Origin of the sequence: Amycolatopsis echigonensis, assembly GCF_014174495.1 — a bacterium.
Classification (GTDB): Bacteria; Actinomycetota; Actinomycetes; order Mycobacteriales; family Pseudonocardiaceae; genus Amycolatopsis; species Amycolatopsis echigonensis.
Map to the genome: position 1 here is coordinate 15503 of NZ_JACJHR010000040.1, position 18470 is coordinate 33972.

An 18470-nucleotide genomic window follows, 5' to 3' on the forward strand; every position below is an offset into this window, starting at 1 on the left:
CCCGTCCCGGCGAGGGGAATCCGGCCGCCATGAAAGCAGTGACCTGGCACGGCAAGCGGGACGTGCGAGTCGACGACGTCCCGGACCCGAAGATCGAGGAGCCGACCGACGCCGTCGTGCGGGTGACCTCCACCGGCATCTGCGGTTCGGACCTGCACCTGTACGAGGTCCTCGGCCCGTTCATGACCGAGGGCGACATCCTCGGCCACGAGCCGATGGGGATCGTCGAGGAAGTGGGCAGCGCCGTGAGCTCGCTGAAACCCGGCGACCGCGTGGTGGTGCCGTTCAACATCTCCTGCGGCCGTTGCTGGATGTGCGAACGCGGGCTGCAGTCGCAATGCGAGGTCACCCAGGTCAAGGACCAGGAAAAGGGCGCCGCGCTGTTCGGCTACACGAAGCTGTACGGCCAGGTGCCCGGCGGGCAGGCCGAATACCTCCGGGTCCCGCAGGCGCAGTACGGGCCGATCAAGGTGCCCGACGGCCCGCCGGACGAACGGTTCGTCTACCTGTCCGACGTGGTCCCGACGGCGTGGCAGGCCGTGGAGTACGCGGACATTCCCGACGGCGGCTCCGTCGTGGTCTTCGGGCTCGGCCCGATCGGCCAGATGGCGGCCCGGGTCGCGCTGCACCAGGGCGCGGGCGAGGTGATCGGCGTCGATCTGGTGCCGAAACGCCTGGCGCGGGCCCGCGCGCACGGCGCGACCACCCTGGACCTGCGCGACCATCGGCGGATCGGCGACGCGATCCGCGACCTCACCGGCGGCCGCGGCGCGGATTCGGTGATCGACGCGGTCGGCATGGAAGCGCACGGCGCGCCGATCGGGAAACTCGCGCACAACCTGGTCGCGCTGCTGCCGCAGACGCTGGGCGCGAAGGTGACGGAGAAGGCCGGGATCGACCGGCTGAGCGTGCTGTACGCCGCCATCGACAGTGTCCGCCGCGGCGGCACGATCTCGCTGTCCGGCGTGTACGGCGGGATGGCCGACCCGATCCCGATGATGGAATTGTTCGACAAGCAGATCCGGCTGCACACCGGACAGGCGAACGTCCGCCGGTGGATCGACGACGTCCTGCCCGTGCTCACCGCGGACGGCGATCCCTTGGGCGTCGAGGGTTTCGCGACGCACAAACTTCCGCTGGCGGACGCGCCGCGGGCGTACGAGATGTTCCAGAAGAAGCTCGACGGGGTGCAGAAGATCCTGCTGGAACCGGCGGCGTAGGCGTAGGAGTTACCCGCGCGTCCGGGCCGAGCGTCAGCGGCCCGGACGCTTCTCCGCGCGCCTCGCAAGCCGTTCCCGCTGCGGGACCACGACGTACTTCGGGTCCTTTGTGGACTCCACACCCGCCGCGTAAACCCCGAACCGGGTGCACAACCCGGACGCCAGGTAAGCCGCCCCCGCGGCGATCCCCGCCGCGCGGTTCTTCCGTGCCGCCAACGACAACGTCGCACCCGCCGCGGTAAGCACCTTGGCCGCCTTCAACAACCGCCCCGCCCGACCGGTCCGGTAAGGCTCCGAAGCCAACCCCAGACCGGTCTCCAGATGGTGTTCCGCCGCCAGTTCCGCGGCGGCACCAGCGAGCCCGGCGCGCACCACCGGCCCGTTTTCCTTCCGCGGCACCGCAATCAGCGCGATTCCCGCCCCGCTCGTCACCGCGCTGCCCGCGAACAGCACCGGCAGGGTCCCGTGCGCTTCGTGCCAGGAAGGCGTCGCCGTGTCGGCCAGCAGCACCGCGGTGTACGTGCACATGGCCGGGCCCAGCACGCTCGCGCCCGCCCCGGCCAACCGGCCAAGCCGCGGGAACCGCCCGGTCAGCGTTGAGAAAGCAGCCCCGGCGGCGAGACCGGAGAACGGCGACAGGATCCACGACCCCACCGAGAGCGGCGAAGTCGGCTTGAGCACGCGCAGCATGTTCAGGAACCGCGTCGGCTTGCCGAGGTCGTGGATCAGCGCGACCACGCTGGCGATCGATCCGCCGGAAGCGGCCAGCCGACCCACCTTCGCCAGTTCCGGCCGTCCGGTCGCGTCGGCGAGGGCGGCCAGCGACGCCGACGCACCGGCCGCGCCGCCGAGGAACAGGTACAGCGGGACGTCCGGTTGCTTCCAGGCAGGTTCCTTGAGGATCGGCCTGCCGTAGTAGGAGCGGAATTCGGCGGGCTCGACCATCTCCCGTTCGCGGCGGGGACTCATCGGCGCCGTCCCAGGAACGACACGACCAGCGCCGCGGCTACCCCGGCGGCGGTCGTCGCGGCCCGCTTCCACATCCGCGGCAGGTCGCGCGTCGTCACGACCGGGTCCGGAGGGAAGCCGTAGACCTCGGGTTCGTCCAGCAGCAGGAAAAACGCGCCGTCGCCGCCGACTCCGTCCTCGGGATCGTGCCCGTAGAGCCGCGCCTCGGGCACGCCCGCGTCGTGCAGCGACGACACCCGCGCGGCGGCGCGTTCGCGGAGTTCGTCCAACTCGCCGAACTGGATGGAGTCGGTCGGGCAAGCCTTGGCGCACGCCGGTTCCATGCCCGCGCCGAGCCGGTCGTAGCAGAGAGTGCACTTGAACGCGCGTCCGTCGCTCTCGCGTTTTTCGATCACCCCGTACGGACACGCGGGAACGCAATAACCACAACCATTGCAAATGTCCTGCTGGACCACGACCGTGTCGAACTCGGTGCGGAACAACGCGCCGGTCGGGCAGACGTCGAGGCAGGCCGCGTGCGTGCAGTGCTTGCAGACGTCGCTGGACATCAGCCAGCGCACGCCCGGTTCTTCCGGCTCCTGATCCGGCGCCCCGACCGTCGGCATCCCGAGGTCCACCGCGGGTTTCCGCTGCTCGATGAACGCCACGTGCCGCCAGGTGTTCGAGCCGAGGTCGCCGGTGTTGTCGTACGACAGGCCGAGCAGGTCCTCCCCGCCCGCCTCCGGGACGCCGTTCCACTCCTTGCACGCGACCTCGCACGCCTTGCACCCGATGCACACCGACGTGTCGGTGAAAAACCCCATCCGGGGCTGGGCGCCGTACTCAGCCATGGGCTCGCCTCCGGTACTCCGCCACGAACTCCAGCAGCGCCGGCCCGCGCGGCCGCCGTCCGGGACGGATGTCGCAGGTGGCCGCCTTGGCCTCCTGGATGTGCACGTTCGGGTCCAGCACGATCGACAGCAGGTCGTTGGCCGCGTCGCCGCGGGACAGGCCGTTCGGGCCCCAGTGGTACGGCAGCCCGACCTGGTGGACGGTGCGGCCGCGCACCTTGAGCGGTTTGACGCGGTCGGTGACGAGCACGCGGGCCTCGATCGCCGTCCGGGCCGAGACGATGGTCGCCCAGCCGAGGTGGTTCAACCCGCGTTCGGCCGCCAGCGCGGGCGAGACCTCGCAGAAGAACTCGGGCTGCAGCTCGGACAGATACGGCAGCGTCCGGCTCATCCCGCCCGCCGTGTGGTGCTCGGTGAGCCGGTAGGTGGTGAACACGTACGGGTAGACCTCGCTGCGCGCCGGGTTGTACTGGTTCACCGGGCTGTCCAGCGTTTGCCGCACCGGCGAGGACTGCTGGCCGTACAGCGCGTTGCCGACCGGGCTTTCGAACGGTTCGTAGTGCGTCGGCAGCGGACCGTCGGCCAGCCCGGCGGGGACGTACAGCCACGCTTTGCCGTCGGTCTGCATGATGAACGGATCGCGGCCGCTCAACGCGTCCTGTGCGCGCGCGCCGGCGGGCGGGACGTAGTCCGGAGGCTTGGTGGCTTCGAAATCCGGGACGTCCGGACCGGTCCACTGGGACTCCGAAGCGTCCCAGTAGATCAGCTTTTTGCGTTCGCTCCACGGTTTCCCGTCCGGGTCCGCCGAGGCGCGGTTGTACAGGATCCGCCGGTTCGCCGGCCACGCCCAGGCCCAGCCGTTCGCGATCCAGTTCTGTTCGGAGCCCGGCTGCCGGTTGGCGGCGTGGTTGTGGCCGTCGGCCCGGACGCCGCAGTAGATCCAGCAGCCGCAGGACGTCGAGCCGTCGTCCTTCAGCTGGGTGTAGGAGGAAAGCGGGCCGTCCGGGCCGTGGCCGTTGATCTCGGCGAGCACGGATTCCGCGCTCGGCTCGTCCGTCGGCCCCTCAGTCGGATAACTCCAGGTGAGGTCGCGGAGCGGGGCGTCGCGGTCGTCGGCGCCGGCGCGCTCCCGGAGCAGCCTGCCCAGGTGGTAGTAGAACCACAGGTCGCTGCGGGCGTCGCCGGGCGGTTCGACCGCTTTGTGGTGCCATTGCAGCAGCCGCTGGGTGTTGGTGAAGCTGCCGTCCTTTTCCGTGTGCGCGGCGGCCGGCAGGAAGAAGACCTCGGTGCCGATCTCCTCGGGCTTGAGCTCGCCGGTCTCGATCTCCGGGCCGTTCTTCCAGAACGTCGCGCTCTCGATCAGCTGCAGGTCGCGGACCACGAGCCAGTCGAGATTCGCCAGCCCGAGCCGCTGGAACTTGCCGTTGGCCGAGCCGACCGCCGGGTTCTCGCCGACCAGGAAGTACCCCTTGCACTCCCCCGCGATCTGCTTCTGGACCGTCGCGTACGTCCCGTGGTCGCCGGTCAGCCGCGGCAGGTAGTCGAAGCGGAAGTCGTTGTGCGGCTGGGCGGCCTCGCCCCAGTACGCCTTGAGCAGGCTCACCGTGTACGAGCGCATGTTGCCCCAGAAGCCGGTCTTGCCCGCGTCGGCTTGGACGAAACCGTCGAGGTCCAGGTGCTGGTGCGCGTGCGGCATCGGGATGTAGCCGGGCAGCAGGTTGAACAGCGTCGGGATGTCGGTGGAGCCCTGGATGCTGGCGTGCCCGCGCAGCGCGAGGATGCCGCCGCCCGGACGGCCGATGTTGCCCAGCAGCGTCTGCAGGATCGAGGCGGTGCGGATGTACTGCGCGCCGACCGTGTGGTGCGTCCAGCCGACCGAATACACCCAGGCCGTGGTGCGGTCGCGGCCGGAGTTCGCGGTGATCGCCTCGGCGATTTCGGTGAACTGCTCGACCGGCAGGCCGCAGACGTCGGCGACCACTTCGGGCGTGTACCGCGAGAAATGCCGTTTGAGGACTTGGTAAACGCACCGCGGATGCCGCAGCGTCTCGTCGGTCCTGGGCTTCGTTTCGATCGCCGCGCCGCCGCTGCCGTACGACTCGGCGCGCGCGGAGGTCTGGTGCTGCTCGCCGCTGTGGTGCCCGCCCGGCTGCCCCGGGTCGCGGGCGCCGGCCGCCGGTGCCGCCTCAGCGTCCTCGTACGCCCAGGTCGAGTTGTCGTACTGGCGGTTTTCCGGGTCGAAGCCGGAGAACAGGCCGTCGAGGTCCTCGGTGTCGGCGAACTCCTCGGTGAGGATCGCCGCGGCGTTCGTGTAGGCCACGACGTACTCGCGGAAGTCCAGCTCGTGCTGCAGGACGTAGTTGATCAGCCCGCCGAGGAACGCGATGTCCGAACCGGCCCGCACCGACGCGTGGACGTGCGCGACCGCGCTCGTGCGGGTGAACCGCGGGTCGACGTGGATGATCTTCGCGCCGCGGGCCTTCGCCTCCATCACCCACTGGAACCCGACCGGATGGCATTCGGCCATGTTCGAGCCCTGGACGACGATGCAGTCGGCGTTGGCGAGGTCTTGCTGGAACGTCGTGGCGCCTCCACGACCGAAGGAGGTCCCCAGACCGGGAACCGTGGCGGAGTGTCAAATACGGGCCTGATTTTCGATCTGTATCGCGCCGAGCGCGGTGTACAGCTTCTTCATCAGGTAGTTCTCTTCGTTGTCCAGGGTCGCGCCGCCGAGACTCGCGAAGCCGAGCGTGCGGTTGAGCTTGCGGCCCTGGTCGTCGACGTCCTGCCACGTTTCGGCGCGCGTCTTCATAACGCGGTCGGCGATCATGTCCATCGCCTGGTCGAGGGACAGCCGCTCCCAGTCGGTGCCGTACGGCCGGCGGTAAAGGACTTCGGTGACGCGGCTCGGGCTGGTCACGAGCTGCTTGCTGGCCGACCCCTTCGGGCACAGCCTGCCGCGGGAAATCGGCGAATCCGGGTCGCCTTCGATCTGGGTGACCGCGCCGTCCTTGACGTACACCTTCTGCCCGCAGCCGACCGCGCAATACGGACAGACCGAACGGACTACCTTGTCGGCGTCCTCGGTGCGGGCGTGCCATTCCTCCGAACCGCGGGATTTCGCCGCCGAGGCGCGCGCGGTGCGGTCGGGACCGGCCAGCTGCCGGTACACCGGCCAGCTCTCGATCCACTGCCGCATGCCCACGCTGTCACGGTAATCCGTTCTCCGAGCGCCCGCAGCATGTCCGGCGGGTCCCGTCGCCGAGCGGTTCGGTGAGCCCGGCGGCGTCGAGGTGCTCCAGCAGCGGGATCATCACCCGGCGGGTGCTGTCCAGCGCCCGCCGCGCCCGCGACACGGTGAACGGCTCGCCGAGCGCGGCCAGCACCTCCACCGCGCGCCGCGGCGCGTCCGGCCCCAGCACCACTCCGTCGGCGATCGCCCGCAACCGGCCTACGCGGACGGCGGCGGCCAATTCCCGTTTGCCCAGACCGAGTTCACGCAGCTCGTCCGCCTCCGGCGCGCGGAACGGATGCTCGGCGAATCGCTCTTCGAGGACGTCGAGGGCCCTGGCCACTTCGGGGGTCAGCCCTGCGCCGGGCTTGCGGACGAGCCCATCCTTGAGGACCAGCCCGTCGCCGAGGACCGCCGGGACGAGTTCCGCGTCCGGCAGGCCGAGCCGTTGCCGGAGTGCCTCGACCGGAATTCCCGCCGTCAGCGGATGTTCGCGAGCCCAGTCCGCGACCACCTCGCCGACCTCCGCTCGCAACCGGCTGAGGTGTGCCGGGTCGGCGTGCCAGCCGCCGAGCCGCTCGCCCACCGCCGGCAGCCCCAGTGCGCGAAAGTCCTCATGGCGCACGAAACCCTCGCGGCGAAGGTAATCCCAGCCGGGCTCCAAGACGCTCAGCTCTTCGCCTCGGGCTCGCGCGGCGCCGCGGCGCGCGAGTGGCGGCGGCCGGACGTCCACCACGTCGAACCCGGCGGGGATCCGGTGCTCCCCCGGGTCGCGCAACAGCCCCCGATCCCCGGTCCGGAGCGGCAGAGGGTGCGCGAGCAGCAGCCGCGCGGTGTCCGGCCCGAGGGGACGTACGCGGGTCGGCACTGCGGCGGATCCGAAGTGCAGCACGAGGTTTCTGTGCAGCTCGCCGGACGGTGCACCCCGCAATCGGACGTCGATTTCCGTGGCCGGACGCCACGCGCCCGGAGTCAGCAGCACGTCGCCTCGTCCCACGGAATCCTTGGGCACACCGCGCACGTTCACCGCGACCCGAGCGATCGCGGACACGCTTTCGCGCGGTTCGCCGAGCGCCTGCAAGCCGCGGATCTGCACCCGGTTCGAACCGAGCGTCAACTCGTCGCCGACCCGCAGGGTTCCGCCGCCGAGAGTCCCGGTGACGACGGTGCCCGCGCCCTTGATCGTGAACGCCCGGTCGATCCAGAGCCGGACGTCCGCTGCCAGATCCGGCGGCGGCAACCTGCCGGCCAGCTTGGCAAGCTGGGTGCGCAGTTCTTCGAGCCCTTCGCCGGTCGTGCCGCTGACGCTGACCGCGGGCACCTCGCCGAGCGCCGTCGCCGCGATCTCCGCGAGCGCCGCCTCCGTCGCCGGGCCTGGGTCGGCGCGGTCGGATTTGGTGACGGCGAGCAGACCGTGCCGGACCCCGAACGCGTCAAGCGCCGCCAGGTGCTCAGCCGACTGCGGCATCCACCCCTCGTCCGCGGCCACGACGAACAACGCGGCCGGGACGGGCCCGACACCCGCCAGCATGTTCGGGACGAATCGCTGATGCCCTGGGACGTCCACGAAGGCGATTTCCTCGCCGTCCAGCCGGGTCCAGGCGAAGCCGAGGTCGAGGGTCAGGCCGCGGCGGCGTTCCTCGGCCCACCGGTCCGGCTCCATGCCGGTGAGCCGGCGGATCAGCGTGGATTTCCCGTGGTCGACGTGGCCGGCGGTGGCGATCACCCGCATCGGCGGACCGCCTCCCGCAGCGTCGCGTCGTCCGCCGGGGGAACCGTCCTGAGGTCGAGCAGGCACCGGTCCCGCACGATCCGGCCGACGACAGCGGGCTCGCCCGACCGCAAGGCCTCCGCGTACCGGGCGGGCACCGCGATCGCGGCGCTGGGCAATTCGACACCGGGAGCGCCACCGCCGCCCACGACGGCGGTCGAGTCCACCGCCTTGGCGTCCGCCCCGGCCGAACGCAGCGACGCGGCCAACGTTTCGGCGCGCTTCTGAAGGTCGCCGACCTCGGCCGAAAGCGCCGCCCGCACCGGTGTTTCCGGGCCGCGAAGAGTGGCTTCGAGCGCGGCGAGCGTCAGCTTGTCGACCCGCAGCGCACGGGCTGCGGGATGCCGACGCAGCCGTTGCACCAGCTCGGCGTCTCCGAACAGCAAGCCCGCCTGCGGACCGCCGAGAAGCTTGTCGCCGCTCGCGGTCACGAGACTCGCGCCATCGGCCAGCGCGGTCGTGACGTCCGGTTCGTCCGGCAGCAACGGGTGCGGCGCGAGCAGTCCGGAACCCACGTCGGCGACCACCGGCACGCCGAGCCCCGTCAACTCGGCGACGCCCGCTTCCGAGGTGAACCCGGTGACCCGGTAGTTCGACGGGTGGATTTTGAGCACGAATCCGGTGTCCGGGCCGATGGCCGCCGCGTAATCCCTCGCCGAAGTCCGGTTGGTAGTGCCGACTTCGCGCAACCGGGCACCGGTCGAGGCGAGCAGGTCCGGGATGCGGAACCCGTCGCCGATCTCGACCAGTTCGCCGCGGCTGACGACGATTTCCTTGCCGGGAGCCAAGGTCAGCGCGCACAGCAGCAAGGCCGCCGCGTTGTTGTTGACCACGTGCACCGCCGCCGCGCGCGGCACCGCCTCCGCCAGCGCGGCCAGAGTGCCGCGGCCGCGTTTCGCCCGTTCCCCGGTTTCGAGCGAGAACTCGACGTCGGTGGCGCCGCCCGCCGCGACGATCGCGTCCAGCGCGGCAGCGGACAGCGGCGCGCGGCCGAGGTTGGTGTGCACGAGGACGCCGGTCGCGTTGAGCACCGGCCGCAGCGACGACACCGTCGCGGGCAGCCGGGCCACCACCTCCGCGACGACCTCGCCGGGTTCGATCTCCCCGGCCCGTGCCCGCTGCTGCGCCGCCGCGACCAGCGATTTCACCAGGTCGCGGCCAAGAGTCTCGGCGGCTTTCGCGATCCGCGGCTCGGCGAGCACGGCGTCGGTGCGCGGGATCGCCCGGCGCGGGTCACCCATGGCGGAGGCGGACGGGAATCGAACCCGCCAGCGGCAGGACCTGCCGCTCAACGGTGTTGAAGACCGCGCCGGTCACCAGGCCGGATACGCCTCCCTGGGGCATTCCGCCATCCTGCCAAGAGCACCGCGCCCGCGCATCATGAACAGCATGAGCGTCCGGCTGACCCAGTACGCCCACGGCGGCGGCTGCGCGTGCAAAATCCCGCCCGGAGAGCTGGAAACGATCGTCCGCGGCCTGTCCGGAGCCGCGCCGCAGGACCCGCCCGGCGAGCTCCTGGTCGGCCTCGACGACGGCGACGACGCGGCGGCCGTCCGCATCTCCGGGAACGTCGCCCTGATCGCGACCACGGACTTCTTCACCCCGGTCGTCGACGATCCGTACGACTGGGGCCGGATCGCCGCCGCGAACGCGCTGTCCGACGTCTACGCGATGGGCGGCGTCCCGGTGGTCGCGGTCAATCTCCTCGGCTGGCCTCGCGAGGTGCTGCCGTTCGACCTGGCCGCGGAGGTGCTGCGCGGCGGCCTGGACGTCTGCGCGGAAGCCGGATGCCATCTGGCCGGCGGGCACAGCGTCGACGACCCGGAGCCCAAGTACGGCCTCGCGGTCACCGGCACCGCGGACCCGGAACGCTTGCTGCGCAACGATTCGGGCAAGCCGGGCACGCCGCTGACGCTGACCAAGCCGCTGGGGATCGGCGTGCTGAACTCGCGGCACAAGGCCACCGGCGAACGCTCCGAGGAAGCGATCGCCGCGATGACTACGCTCAACCGCGCCGCGTCGGCCGCCGCGCTGGAGGCGGGCGCGGTGTGCGCGACCGACGTCACTGGGTTCGGTTTGCTCGGCCACCTGCACAAACTCGCCCGGGCGAGCGGGGTCACCGCGATGCTGGACCCTTCAGCTGTCCCGTATCTCGACGGTGCGCGGGAGGCGCTGCGCGACGGCTACGTCAGCGGCGGCACTCGCCGCAACCTCGAGTGGGTCCGGCCGCACGCCGACCTGTCGCGGATCTCCGAGGACGAGGCCCTGTTGCTGGCCGACGCGCAGACCTCCGGCGGGCTGCTCGTAGCGGGCGAGGTGCCGGGGTATCCGGTGGTCGGCGAGCTGGTGCCGCGCGGTGAGCACACCATCGTCGTGGGCTGACGTCCCTCGGGTTCCTTTCGGGGACGCCCAGGCTGCCGCCAAGTGGCTGAGGTGCGGCTGCCCCAGGTCAAAGGAGCTTGCGGGCCCGGACTGGCTGTCGGCCGGTCGGCCCGGTGCCCGGGCCCGGCGGATTGGCCGGTGTCCGAAGTGGGTAGCCACTGCCCGAGGTGAGACATGCGCGCTGCGACCGAGATTCTGCTGTGGTGGCTTGCCCTGACCGGGCTGTGGACCCTCACGCTGTCCACCCCGGCGGTGCCGGAACTGCTCGCCGGCGCCGGTGCCGCCGCGGTCTGCGCGATCGCCGCCCGCACCGCGCGCCGGGCGATGAACGGTTCGTGGCGATTCCCCACGAGCTGGCTAGCGTGGCTGGCCCCGCTGCCCAAGGCCGCCGTCAGCGAATCCGTCGCCGCGTTGCGCACCGTTTTCCGCCACCCGTCCGCCGGGAAGTGCGAAAAAGTCACCGTTCCCCAGGCACCGCGTGCGGAACACGAAGCGCGGCTCGCCGTCGCGACGGTGGTCGTCGGCTGCACTCCCGGCGCGATGGTCGTCGCGAGCCCGCCGGACCGCACGGACGTCGTCGTCCACCGGCTGCTCCCCGGCTCCCCGGCTCTCGATCGGGTGACGCGATGACCTGGCTGCTCCTCGCCGCGCTGCTCCTGATGGCAGGCGGTCTCGGCACCGCGTTGTGGCTGGCCGCCCGGGGCACCGCGATCGAACGCCTCGCCGGAATGCAGTTCGCCGGCACCGTCACGGTCCTGACGCTCCTGCTGCTCGTCCAGGCTTACGGACCGTCCAGCGCCATCATCCTCCCCTTGACGCTGACCGTCCTCACCTTCGCCGGAACACTCGTCTTCGCACGACTCCTGGGGACCCGATGACGGTCGCCGCCCAGATCCTCGTATTCTCCGGGGTGTTCGTCATCCTCGCCTCCTCCGCGGGTTTGGTGCGCGCCAAGGACCTGCTGACCCGCCTGCACCTCCTCTCCCCGGCGACCACGCTCGGCGCGCCGCTCATCGGCGTCGGGCTCGTCCTGGTCAACGGCGTCCAGCTCGGCTCCGGCGCGATCCTCGCGACGGTCGTGCTGCTGGCGGTCACCGGCCCGATCCTCCAATCGGCCACCGCCCGGCTCGAAGCCCGCCACCGCGGCGAGGCCGACGAGGATCTCCCCTCATGACCGCCGCGGTGCTCCTCGTCGCCCTCGCGCTGGTCGCGGCGGCCGGTTTCGCCGTGGTCGCGACGCACGATCCGAAACGGCAAGCGATCACGCTCTCGGTGTTTTCCTTGTGCCTGACGGTGCTTTTCGTGGTGTTCCAAGCCCCGGACGTCGCGTTGTCCGAACTCGCCGTCGGCGCGGCCGTCGTCCCGCTCCTCGTCCTGCTGACCCTCCGGAAGACGGGCAAGCGATGAGGACCCGCGACGTCGTCGGCGCCGCCGGGCTGGCCGGAGTCGCCGCCCTGTTCATCGCCGCGTTCACCCGGATGCCGGCCGCCGGGTCCGGCAGCCACGTCTATCGCGATCTGGTGCTGCCGATGGGTTTCCGGGAGGTCACGCCGAACCTGGTGTCCTCCATCAACTTCGACCTCCGCGCCCTCGACACCCTCGGCGAGGAAACGATCGTCGCCGCCGCGGTGGTCGGCACGCTCGCGCTGCTGCAGCCGCCCGAGAAGGAGCCGGAAACGGACGGGACCGGCTACGTCCTGCCCGCCGTGAAGCTCGCCGGTTTCCTGCTGCTGCCGGTCTCGGTGCTGCTGGGCATCGACATCGTCGTGCACGGGCATCTGACGCCGGGCGGCGGTTTCCAGGGCGGCGTCGTCCTCGCGACCGGCTGGCACCTGCTCTACCTCTCCGGCAGCTACCGCGCGCTGGCCCGGCTGCGCCCGATCGACTGGTGCGAATACGCCGAAGCGTCGGCCACCGGCTTATATGTCGTGACAGGCCTTTTGGGGCTGGCCCTGGGCGGGTCATTCCTCGCGAACGTGCTGCCGCTCGGCCAATTCGGCTCGCTGCTCTCCTCGGGCACCGTTCCGGTGCTGAGCGTGCTGATCGGCATCGAGGTCGCCGCCGGGTTCGTCGTCCTGCTGTCGCGCTTCTTCGTGCACGGGCTGGAGGAACAGTGATGGTGTCCGCGGCTTGCTACGGCGTGGCGGCGTGGCTGTTGCTGCTCGGCAGCGCCGGGATCATGCGCAGCCGGCACCTCGTGCACACCGTGGTTTCGCTGTCGGTCGCGCAATCCGGCACCTACGTGCTGCTGCTGGCGATCGGTTACCAGGACCAGGCCGGCGCGCCGATCGTGTCCCAAGGGCAGGCACAGCCGGTGGTCGACCCGATGGTGCAGGCCATGACGCTCACCGACATCGTCGTCTCGGCGACCATCACCGCGGTCCTGCTCGCCCTGACCTTGCAGATCTCCCGCCGCCACGGCACGGTCGACCCCGACGAACTGCGTGCGCTGCGCGGCTGACCATGACGACCCTGCCCGCACTCGCCATCGCCGTCCCGCTGCTGGCCGCCTGCCTGCTGCTCGGGCTCGGCGGCAAGCTCCCCCGCGTCGTCGTCGACGTGACGGCCACGGTGGCCGCGGCGGCGACGTGCGTACTGTGCGTAGTCCTGCTGACCGCGGCGAGCCACGAGCGAGTGGTCGACTGGCTCGGCCGGCAGGGTCCGGAAGGCACCCGCTCGGTCGGCATCGTGCTCGTCGCGGACGGGCTGAACACGACCTTCGCCGCGCTGGCCGCGTTCCTGACGGTCTGCGCGCTGCTCTACAGCTGGCATTACTTCGAAGCCGTCGAAGCCCGCTACCACGCGATGATGCTGCTCTTCCTCACCGGCATGATCGGCTTCCTGTTCACCGGCGACCTGTTCACGCTATTCGTGTTCTTCGAGCTGATGAGCGGCGTCGCCTACGCGCTGACCGGGTACCGCATCGAGGAGGCGGACTCGGTGCAGGGCGCGCTGAACTTCGGCGTGGTGAACTCCCTCGGCGCGTACTTCACGCTGATGGGCATCGGCCTGCTCTACGCCCGCGGCGGCCAGCTCGGCCTCGCGCAGCTGGGAGTCGCGCTGGACGGCCGTCCGGCGGACGCGCTCGTCATCGCCGCGTTCGTCCTGGTGTGCACCGGATTGCTGGTCAAAGCCGCGACCGTGCCGTTCCATTTCTGGCTCGCCGACGCGCACGCCGTCGCGCCGACGCCGGTGTGCGTGCTGTTTTCCGGCGTCATGGTCGAACTCGGTCTCTACGGCGTGATCCGGGTCCGCACGACGGTGTTCGGGACGGTACTGGACGACGCCACCGTCAGCCGGATCTACCTCACCGCCGGAATCGCCAGCGCGGTGCTCGGCGCCGTGCTGTGCTTCACCCAGCGGCATCTCAAACGTTTGCTGGCTTACTCGACCATCGCCCACATTGGACTGTTCCTGTGCGGACTGGCCGCCACTGGCGGCGACGCGACGGCCGCGTTCGTGCTCTCGGTGCTCGGGCACGCCGGAGCGAAAGGCTCGCTGTTCCTCCTGACCGGCGTGTTGAAGGACCGCTACGGCAGTGTCGACGAGGACGATCTCTTCGGCCGCGCAACGCATTCCCGGACAGAAGCGGTGCTGTTCCTCGTCGCGGCAGCGGCACTCGCCGGGCTGCCGCCGTTCGGCCTGGCCTTGGGCAAAGACGCCGCCGAACACGCCGGACCGGAGTGGCTGACGGTCGTGTTCGCGGTGGTTTCCGCGCTGACCGCCGCGGCGGTGCTGCGCGCGGGGCTGCGGGTCTACTTCGGAGTCGGCAGGCCGCCCGCCGACGATTCCGCGGACACGACGACCGGTTCCGGCGAGGAACCCGAGACCGAGCGGCCGATCGAACGCACCCCGATCCCCATGCTCGCGGCCATTGTCGTCCTGCTCGGTTTCGCGCTGGCCGCCGGAATCGTGCCGTGGATCCGCGACGTCGCCGCGGCCGCCGGGACCCAGGCCGTCGACCGCGCGGGCTACCTCCACGACGTGCTGCCGACGTTGCCGACGTCGCTCCCGCCGACCGGATCCGAGCTGACCTGGACCGGCCCTGGCCTGCTGTCGGCGGCGGTGACCGCTGTCCTCACGCTCGGCGCAGCGGCGCTCGCGCTGTGGTCGCGGCACCGGACCCCGAAACCAGTGCACGAAGCCCTGACCGTGCTGCACCGCGCGCACTCCGGCCAGGTCGGCGACTACGTGGCGTGGCTGCTCGCGGGCGTCGCCGTCCTCGCCGGGCTGGTCTGGCTCTGACCTCGCCGGGTTTACCCGCCGATCAGCCGGGTTACCCGCGGAACGGCCCGTGACGCCGACCGTGAGGAGTTGCCGTGCCCGCCCGCACCGCCGACGGCCCGAAGCTGCTGCCCGAAACCGAAGAGCTGGCCACCGGCAAGAACTTCGCCGCGGTGACCACGGTGCTGCCGAGCGGCCGGCTGCAGACGCAGACGATCTGGGTGCACGTCGAGAACGGCCGGATCGTGCTCAACACCGAGACCCACCGGGCGAAATACCGCAACGTCGTGCGCGACGACCGGATCACCGTCCTGATCCGCGACGAGCAGGACCCGTACCGCTACGCGGAGGTCCGCGGCCGCGTGACCGGCGTCGAGACCGGCGAACGGGCCCGGCTGCAGGTCGACGAGCTGGCCCGCAAGTACACCGGCGGGGACTATCCGCCCGACGCGATCAAGTCCGAACGCGTCATCCTCCAGGTGACCCCGGAGCGGCAGACGTTCATCGACCAGAAGAAGGGCGTCGCCGACTGATGCGCGACGCGCTCCGCCGCTACCGCCGGGCCTGCGACTACCTGGCCGCGGCGATGATCTACCTCAAGGACAACGTCCTGCTCGCCGAGCCGCTGCGGCCCGAACACCTGAAACCGCGTCCGCTCGGCCACTGGGGCACCTGCCCCGGACTGACCCTCGTCTACACGGCGCTGAACCGGTTCGTCGCCGAGACGCGGCAGCGCACCCTGCTGGTCACCGGGCCGGGCCACGGCGCCCCGGCGATCCACGCCAACCTGTGGCTCGAAGGCACCCACGCCGAATACGACCCGCAGCTGTCCCTCGACGGCTCCGGCCTCGCCGAACTCGTCCGCCGGTTCTCCTGGCCGGGCGGCTTCCCCAGCCACCTTTCCCCCGAGGTCCCCGGCGTCATCCACGAAGGCGGCGAACTCGGCTACGCCCTCGCGACCGCGTTCGGCGCGGCCTTCGACGATCCCGAACTGCTGGTCGCGTGCGTCATCGGCGACGGCGAGGCCGAAACCGGCCCGACCGCGGCGGCGTGGCACAGCCCGAAGTTCACCAATCCGGGCGACGGCCGGGTGCTGCCGATCCTGCACCTCAACGGGTACAAGATCGCGTCGCCGACCGTCTATGAAGCGATGTCGGACGACGAACTCACCGCGTACTTCACCGGCTGCGGCTGGACCCCGCTGCTCGTGGACGTCCGCGACACCGGCGATCCCGACACCCCGCTCGCCGAAGCGCTCGCGCGGGCGCACCGCCAGGACACCGGTCCGCCGCCGATGATCGTCCTGCGCAACACGAAGGGCCTGGGCCTGCCTTCGACCTCCCCGGACGGCACCCCGCTCGAAGGCACCTTCCACGCGCACCAGGTCCCGCTCGACCCGGACCAGCTCGAGTCGCTGGAGCAGTGGCTGCGGTCCTACCGGCCGGAAGAACTTTTCGACGCCGACGGCGTTCCCGCACCGGATCTGCTCGCCGTGCCGCCGGAACCGGCGCTTCGGCTCGGACGGGTCCCGCAGGCCAACGGCGGCCGGCTTCGGCAGGACCTGCCGTTGCCGGACGTCGGGAAATTCGCCGCTGACCGCTCGCGTCAGGAAAGCCCGACGGAAGTCCTCGGCGGCTGGCTCGCCGAGGTGGTGCGCCGGGCTCCGGACACCTTCCGCGTCGTCTGCCCGGACGAACTGCAGTCGAACAAACTCGGCGCGCTGCTGGACGTCACCGACCGGCAGTTCGACCGCGCGGTTCCCGGTCACACCGAGCATCTCGGCCGCCGCGGGCGGGTGCTGGAAGTGCTGTCCGAACACCTGTGCCAAGGCTGGCTGCAGGGCTACCTGCTCACCGGACGGCACGGTCTCTTCCCCTGCTACGAGGCGTTCGTGTCCATTGTGGACAGCATGGTGAACCAGTACGCCAAGTTCCTCAAGATGTCCGGCGAAGTCGGCTGGCGGGCGCCGGTGGCGAGCCTGAACTACCTGCTCACGAGCGACGGCTGGCGGCAGGAACACAACGGCTACAGCCACCAGGGCCCGGGGTTCATCAACCAGATGCTCACGAAGAAGGCCCACACCACGCGGATTTTCTTCCCGCCGGACGCCAACACGCTCCTGGAAACCATGCACCGGTGCCTGTCCTCGACCGACCTGATCAACGTCGTCGTCGCCGGGAAGCAAAGCAGTCCAGTCTGGCTGTCCCCCGACGAAGCCCGCGCCCATTGCCGCGCCGGGACGTCCGTCTGGCACTGGGCGAGCCAGGAGGGTTCGCCGGACGTCGTACTCGCCTGCGCCGGGACCACCCCGACCGTCGAAACTCTCGCCGCCGTGCAGCTGTTGGCCGACGCGGCTCCGGAACTGCGCGTGCGAGTGGTGAACGTGGTCGACCTGCTCTCGCTCTGTCCGCCCGACCGGCACCCGAACGGCCTCTCCGACGAAGCGTTCGTCGAGTGCTTCGGCGAGGACGTCCCGGTGATCTTCGCCTTCCACGGCTACCCGTCCGCCGTGCACGAGGTACTGCACGGACGCCCTGCGACGCAACGCTTTCACGTGCACGGCTACCTGGAAGAAGGCACCACGACCACGCCGTTCGACCTGCTGGCCAGCAACCGGATGACCCGCCACGACCTGGCCGCCGACGCCGTCCGCCGGGCCCGTGGCTGGTCCTCCCTCGGCGGCGATCTGGCCCGCGACTTCCAGCGGCACCGAGACGAACTCCTCGCCGCCGCCTACCGTGACGGCGAAGACCCCGCCGAGATCACCGGCTGGCGGTGGCAGCGGTGAACGTCCTGACCGTCAACCCAGGCTCCGGCAGCCTGCGCGTACATCTCGTGCGCACCGAAGACTACGAGGTCCTGGATTCCGCGTCGACCGATGACGTTGCCTCCTTTGTGGACAAACAATCCTCGATCTCGGTCGTAGCGCACCGGCTGGTGCACGGCGGCCCGGACCTGGTCCAGCCCGCCGAAGCAACCGCGAGCGTCCGGGCGAAGATCGCGGACGCCCGTTCGCTCGCCCCGGAACACGTGCCGAAAACCGAGGCCCTGCTGGACCAGCTCACCGAACTTCTCCCGGACGCGAAGCATGTCGTCTGCCCGGACACGGCCTTTCACCAGACGCTCCCGTCCGTCGCCCGGACCTATCCGCTGCCCGGCCGCTGGCGCTCCCGCTGGGATTTGCGCCGCTACGGCTTCCACGGCTGGTCCTTCAGCTGGGCGACCCGTCGCGCCGCCGAACTCCTGCACCAGCCGCCCCGTGAGCTGAACCTGCTCATCGCCCACCTGTCGGGCGGCTGTTCGGTCTGCGCGGTATCTCACGGACGCAGCGTTGACACGTCAATGGGATTCACGCCGCTCGAAGGCGCGATGATGACCAAACGCTCCGGCTCGGTGGATCCCGGCATGCTGCTGTGGCTGTTGCGGGAGGGAAAGCTGACCGTCGAAGAGCTGGAAGACGGCCTCTACCACCACTCCGGCCTGCTGGGCTTGTCCGGCATCTCCGACGACACCCGGGACCTGGTGCGCGACGGATCCGTCGAAGCCCGGTTCGCGCTGGCCGTCTTCGAACACCGCGTCCGCCGGGAACTGGCCGCGGCCGCCGCGAGCCTGGACCGGATCGACGCCCTGGTGTTCACCGGCGACATCGGCTGGGACCAGCCCGAAACCGCCGAGGCGGTCGCCGGCGGCCTCGGCGCCCTGGGCATCGCCGGCGGACTGTCGCGGACCAGGGACCACGATGCGGTGATCAGCCCGCCGGGGGCGAAGGTGCCGGTGCTGACGCTTCGCTCCCGGGAAGAACTCGAACTCGCCAGGGCAGCGGCCGAGGCGGTCCGCTGACC

At 70.8% G+C, this 18470-nt stretch carries 17 protein-coding genes and 1 tRNA gene; 12 read left to right on the plus strand and 6 right to left on the minus strand.

The window, feature by feature from the left end:
* Positions 1-29 precede the first annotated feature (29 nt).
* Positions 30-1220, plus strand: coding sequence for a zinc-dependent alcohol dehydrogenase (locus H5411_RS25775; RefSeq protein WP_101439249.1), 1191 nt, complete (start codon positions 30-32; stop codon positions 1218-1220).
* Between the two features lie 33 nt (positions 1221-1253).
* Here the strand turns inward: H5411_RS25775 and nrfD are convergent, their stop codons facing one another.
* The 6 genes from nrfD to H5411_RS25805 all read right to left on the minus strand — a co-directional run bounded on the left by nrfD (position 1254) and on the right by H5411_RS25805 (position 9357).
* The gene (gene nrfD, locus H5411_RS25780; protein WP_183125277.1) at positions 1254-2189 is read right to left on the minus strand and encodes an NrfD/PsrC family molybdoenzyme membrane anchor subunit; all 936 of its coding nucleotides are present in this window, start codon (positions 2187-2189) and stop codon (positions 1254-1256) included.
* Complete coding sequence (locus H5411_RS25785; RefSeq protein ID WP_183125278.1) at positions 2186-3019, minus strand: 4Fe-4S dicluster domain-containing protein; 834 nt, start codon at positions 3017-3019, stop codon at positions 2186-2188. Before H5411_RS25785 ends, nrfD begins: the two co-directional genes overlap by 4 nt.
* Complete coding sequence (gene fdh, locus H5411_RS25790) at positions 3012-6224, minus strand: formate dehydrogenase (protein WP_183125279.1); 3213 nt, start codon at positions 6222-6224, stop codon at positions 3012-3014. Before fdh ends, H5411_RS25785 begins: the two co-directional genes overlap by 8 nt.
* A 4-nt stretch (positions 6225-6228) precedes the next feature.
* The gene (selB, locus tag H5411_RS25795) at positions 6229-7983 is read right to left on the minus strand and encodes a selenocysteine-specific translation elongation factor (RefSeq protein ID WP_183125280.1); all 1755 of its coding nucleotides are present in this window, start codon (positions 7981-7983) and stop codon (positions 6229-6231) included.
* Positions 7974-9263: an L-seryl-tRNA(Sec) selenium transferase gene (gene selA, locus H5411_RS25800; protein ID WP_183125281.1), complete on the minus strand. Its 1290-nt coding sequence runs from the start codon at positions 9261-9263 to the stop codon at positions 7974-7976. Before selA ends, selB begins: the two co-directional genes overlap by 10 nt.
* A tRNA-Sec gene (locus H5411_RS25805) sits at positions 9263-9357 on the minus strand. The genes selA and H5411_RS25805 overlap by 1 nt, the downstream gene beginning before the upstream one ends.
* Before the next feature lie 54 nt (positions 9358-9411).
* On the opposite strand from H5411_RS25805, the gene selD reads away from it, so the two are divergent.
* From selD to H5411_RS25860, 11 genes are all read left to right on the plus strand, one after another.
* Entirely contained in the window at positions 9412-10404 is a 993-nt protein-coding gene (selD, locus tag H5411_RS25810; RefSeq protein ID WP_183125282.1) for a selenide, water dikinase SelD, read from the plus strand.
* 174 nt (positions 10405-10578) lie between these two features.
* Complete coding sequence (locus tag H5411_RS25815; protein WP_183125283.1) at positions 10579-11034, plus strand: Na+/H+ antiporter subunit E; 456 nt, start codon at positions 10579-10581, stop codon at positions 11032-11034.
* Complete coding sequence (locus H5411_RS25820) at positions 11031-11282, plus strand: monovalent cation/H+ antiporter complex subunit F (protein WP_101439240.1); 252 nt, start codon at positions 11031-11033, stop codon at positions 11280-11282. Before H5411_RS25815 ends, H5411_RS25820 begins: the two co-directional genes overlap by 4 nt.
* Entirely contained in the window at positions 11279-11578 is a 300-nt protein-coding gene (locus H5411_RS25825) for a cation:proton antiporter (protein ID WP_183125284.1), read from the plus strand. Before H5411_RS25820 ends, H5411_RS25825 begins: the two co-directional genes overlap by 4 nt.
* Positions 11575-11811: a Na(+)/H(+) antiporter subunit B gene (locus tag H5411_RS25830; RefSeq protein ID WP_183125285.1), complete on the plus strand. Its 237-nt coding sequence runs from the start codon at positions 11575-11577 to the stop codon at positions 11809-11811. Before H5411_RS25825 ends, H5411_RS25830 begins: the two co-directional genes overlap by 4 nt.
* The gene (locus H5411_RS25835; protein ID WP_183125286.1) at positions 11808-12521 is read left to right on the plus strand and encodes an MnhB domain-containing protein; all 714 of its coding nucleotides are present in this window, start codon (positions 11808-11810) and stop codon (positions 12519-12521) included. The genes H5411_RS25830 and H5411_RS25835 overlap by 4 nt, the downstream gene beginning before the upstream one ends.
* Positions 12521-12865 carry a sodium:proton antiporter gene (locus H5411_RS25840; protein WP_183125287.1) on the plus strand — a complete coding sequence of 115 codons (345 nt, stop codon included), beginning with the start codon at positions 12521-12523 and terminating at the stop codon, positions 12863-12865. Before H5411_RS25835 ends, H5411_RS25840 begins: the two co-directional genes overlap by 1 nt.
* Positions 12866-12867: 2 nt before the next feature.
* Complete coding sequence (locus H5411_RS25845; protein ID WP_183125288.1) at positions 12868-14649, plus strand: complex I subunit 5 family protein; 1782 nt, start codon at positions 12868-12870, stop codon at positions 14647-14649.
* Between the two features lie 74 nt (positions 14650-14723).
* Entirely contained in the window at positions 14724-15161 is a 438-nt protein-coding gene (locus H5411_RS25850; protein ID WP_101439234.1) for a TIGR03618 family F420-dependent PPOX class oxidoreductase, read from the plus strand.
* Entirely contained in the window at positions 15161-17416 is a 2256-nt protein-coding gene (locus tag H5411_RS25855) for a phosphoketolase family protein (RefSeq protein ID WP_183125289.1), read from the plus strand. Before H5411_RS25850 ends, H5411_RS25855 begins: the two co-directional genes overlap by 1 nt.
* Positions 17413-18468 carry an acetate/propionate family kinase gene (locus tag H5411_RS25860; protein WP_312878611.1) on the plus strand — a complete coding sequence of 352 codons (1056 nt, stop codon included), beginning with the start codon at positions 17413-17415 and terminating at the stop codon, positions 18466-18468. Before H5411_RS25855 ends, H5411_RS25860 begins: the two co-directional genes overlap by 4 nt.
* Positions 18469-18470 lie beyond the last annotated feature (2 nt).

Excerpts from the sequence above, each read along its gene's own strand:
- H5411_RS25775 (WP_101439249.1), top strand. The coding sequence starts at position 30 with ATGAAAGCAGTGACCTGGCACGGCAAGCGGGACGTGCGAGTCGACGAC.
- nrfD (WP_183125277.1), bottom strand. The coding sequence starts at position 2,189 with ATGAGTCCCCGCCGCGAACGGGAGATGGTCGAGCCCGCCGAATTCCGC.
- H5411_RS25785 (WP_183125278.1), bottom strand. The coding sequence starts at position 3,019 with ATGGCTGAGTACGGCGCCCAGCCCCGGATGGGGTTTTTCACCGACACG.
- selB (WP_183125280.1), bottom strand. The coding sequence starts at position 7,983 with ATGCGGGTGATCGCCACCGCCGGCCACGTCGACCACGGGAAATCCACG.
- selA (WP_183125281.1), bottom strand. The coding sequence starts at position 9,263 with ATGGGTGACCCGCGCCGGGCGATCCCGCGCACCGACGCCGTGCTCGCC.
- selD (WP_183125282.1), top strand. The coding sequence starts at position 9,412 with ATGAGCGTCCGGCTGACCCAGTACGCCCACGGCGGCGGCTGCGCGTGC.
- H5411_RS25815 (WP_183125283.1), top strand. The coding sequence starts at position 10,579 with ATGCGCGCTGCGACCGAGATTCTGCTGTGGTGGCTTGCCCTGACCGGG.
- H5411_RS25820 (WP_101439240.1), top strand. The coding sequence starts at position 11,031 with ATGACCTGGCTGCTCCTCGCCGCGCTGCTCCTGATGGCAGGCGGTCTC.
- H5411_RS25825 (WP_183125284.1), top strand. The coding sequence starts at position 11,279 with ATGACGGTCGCCGCCCAGATCCTCGTATTCTCCGGGGTGTTCGTCATC.
- H5411_RS25830 (WP_183125285.1), top strand. The coding sequence starts at position 11,575 with ATGACCGCCGCGGTGCTCCTCGTCGCCCTCGCGCTGGTCGCGGCGGCC.
- H5411_RS25835 (WP_183125286.1), top strand. The coding sequence starts at position 11,808 with ATGAGGACCCGCGACGTCGTCGGCGCCGCCGGGCTGGCCGGAGTCGCC.
- H5411_RS25840 (WP_183125287.1), top strand. The coding sequence starts at position 12,521 with ATGGTGTCCGCGGCTTGCTACGGCGTGGCGGCGTGGCTGTTGCTGCTC.
- H5411_RS25845 (WP_183125288.1), top strand. The coding sequence starts at position 12,868 with ATGACGACCCTGCCCGCACTCGCCATCGCCGTCCCGCTGCTGGCCGCC.
- H5411_RS25855 (WP_183125289.1), top strand. The coding sequence starts at position 15,161 with ATGCGCGACGCGCTCCGCCGCTACCGCCGGGCCTGCGACTACCTGGCC.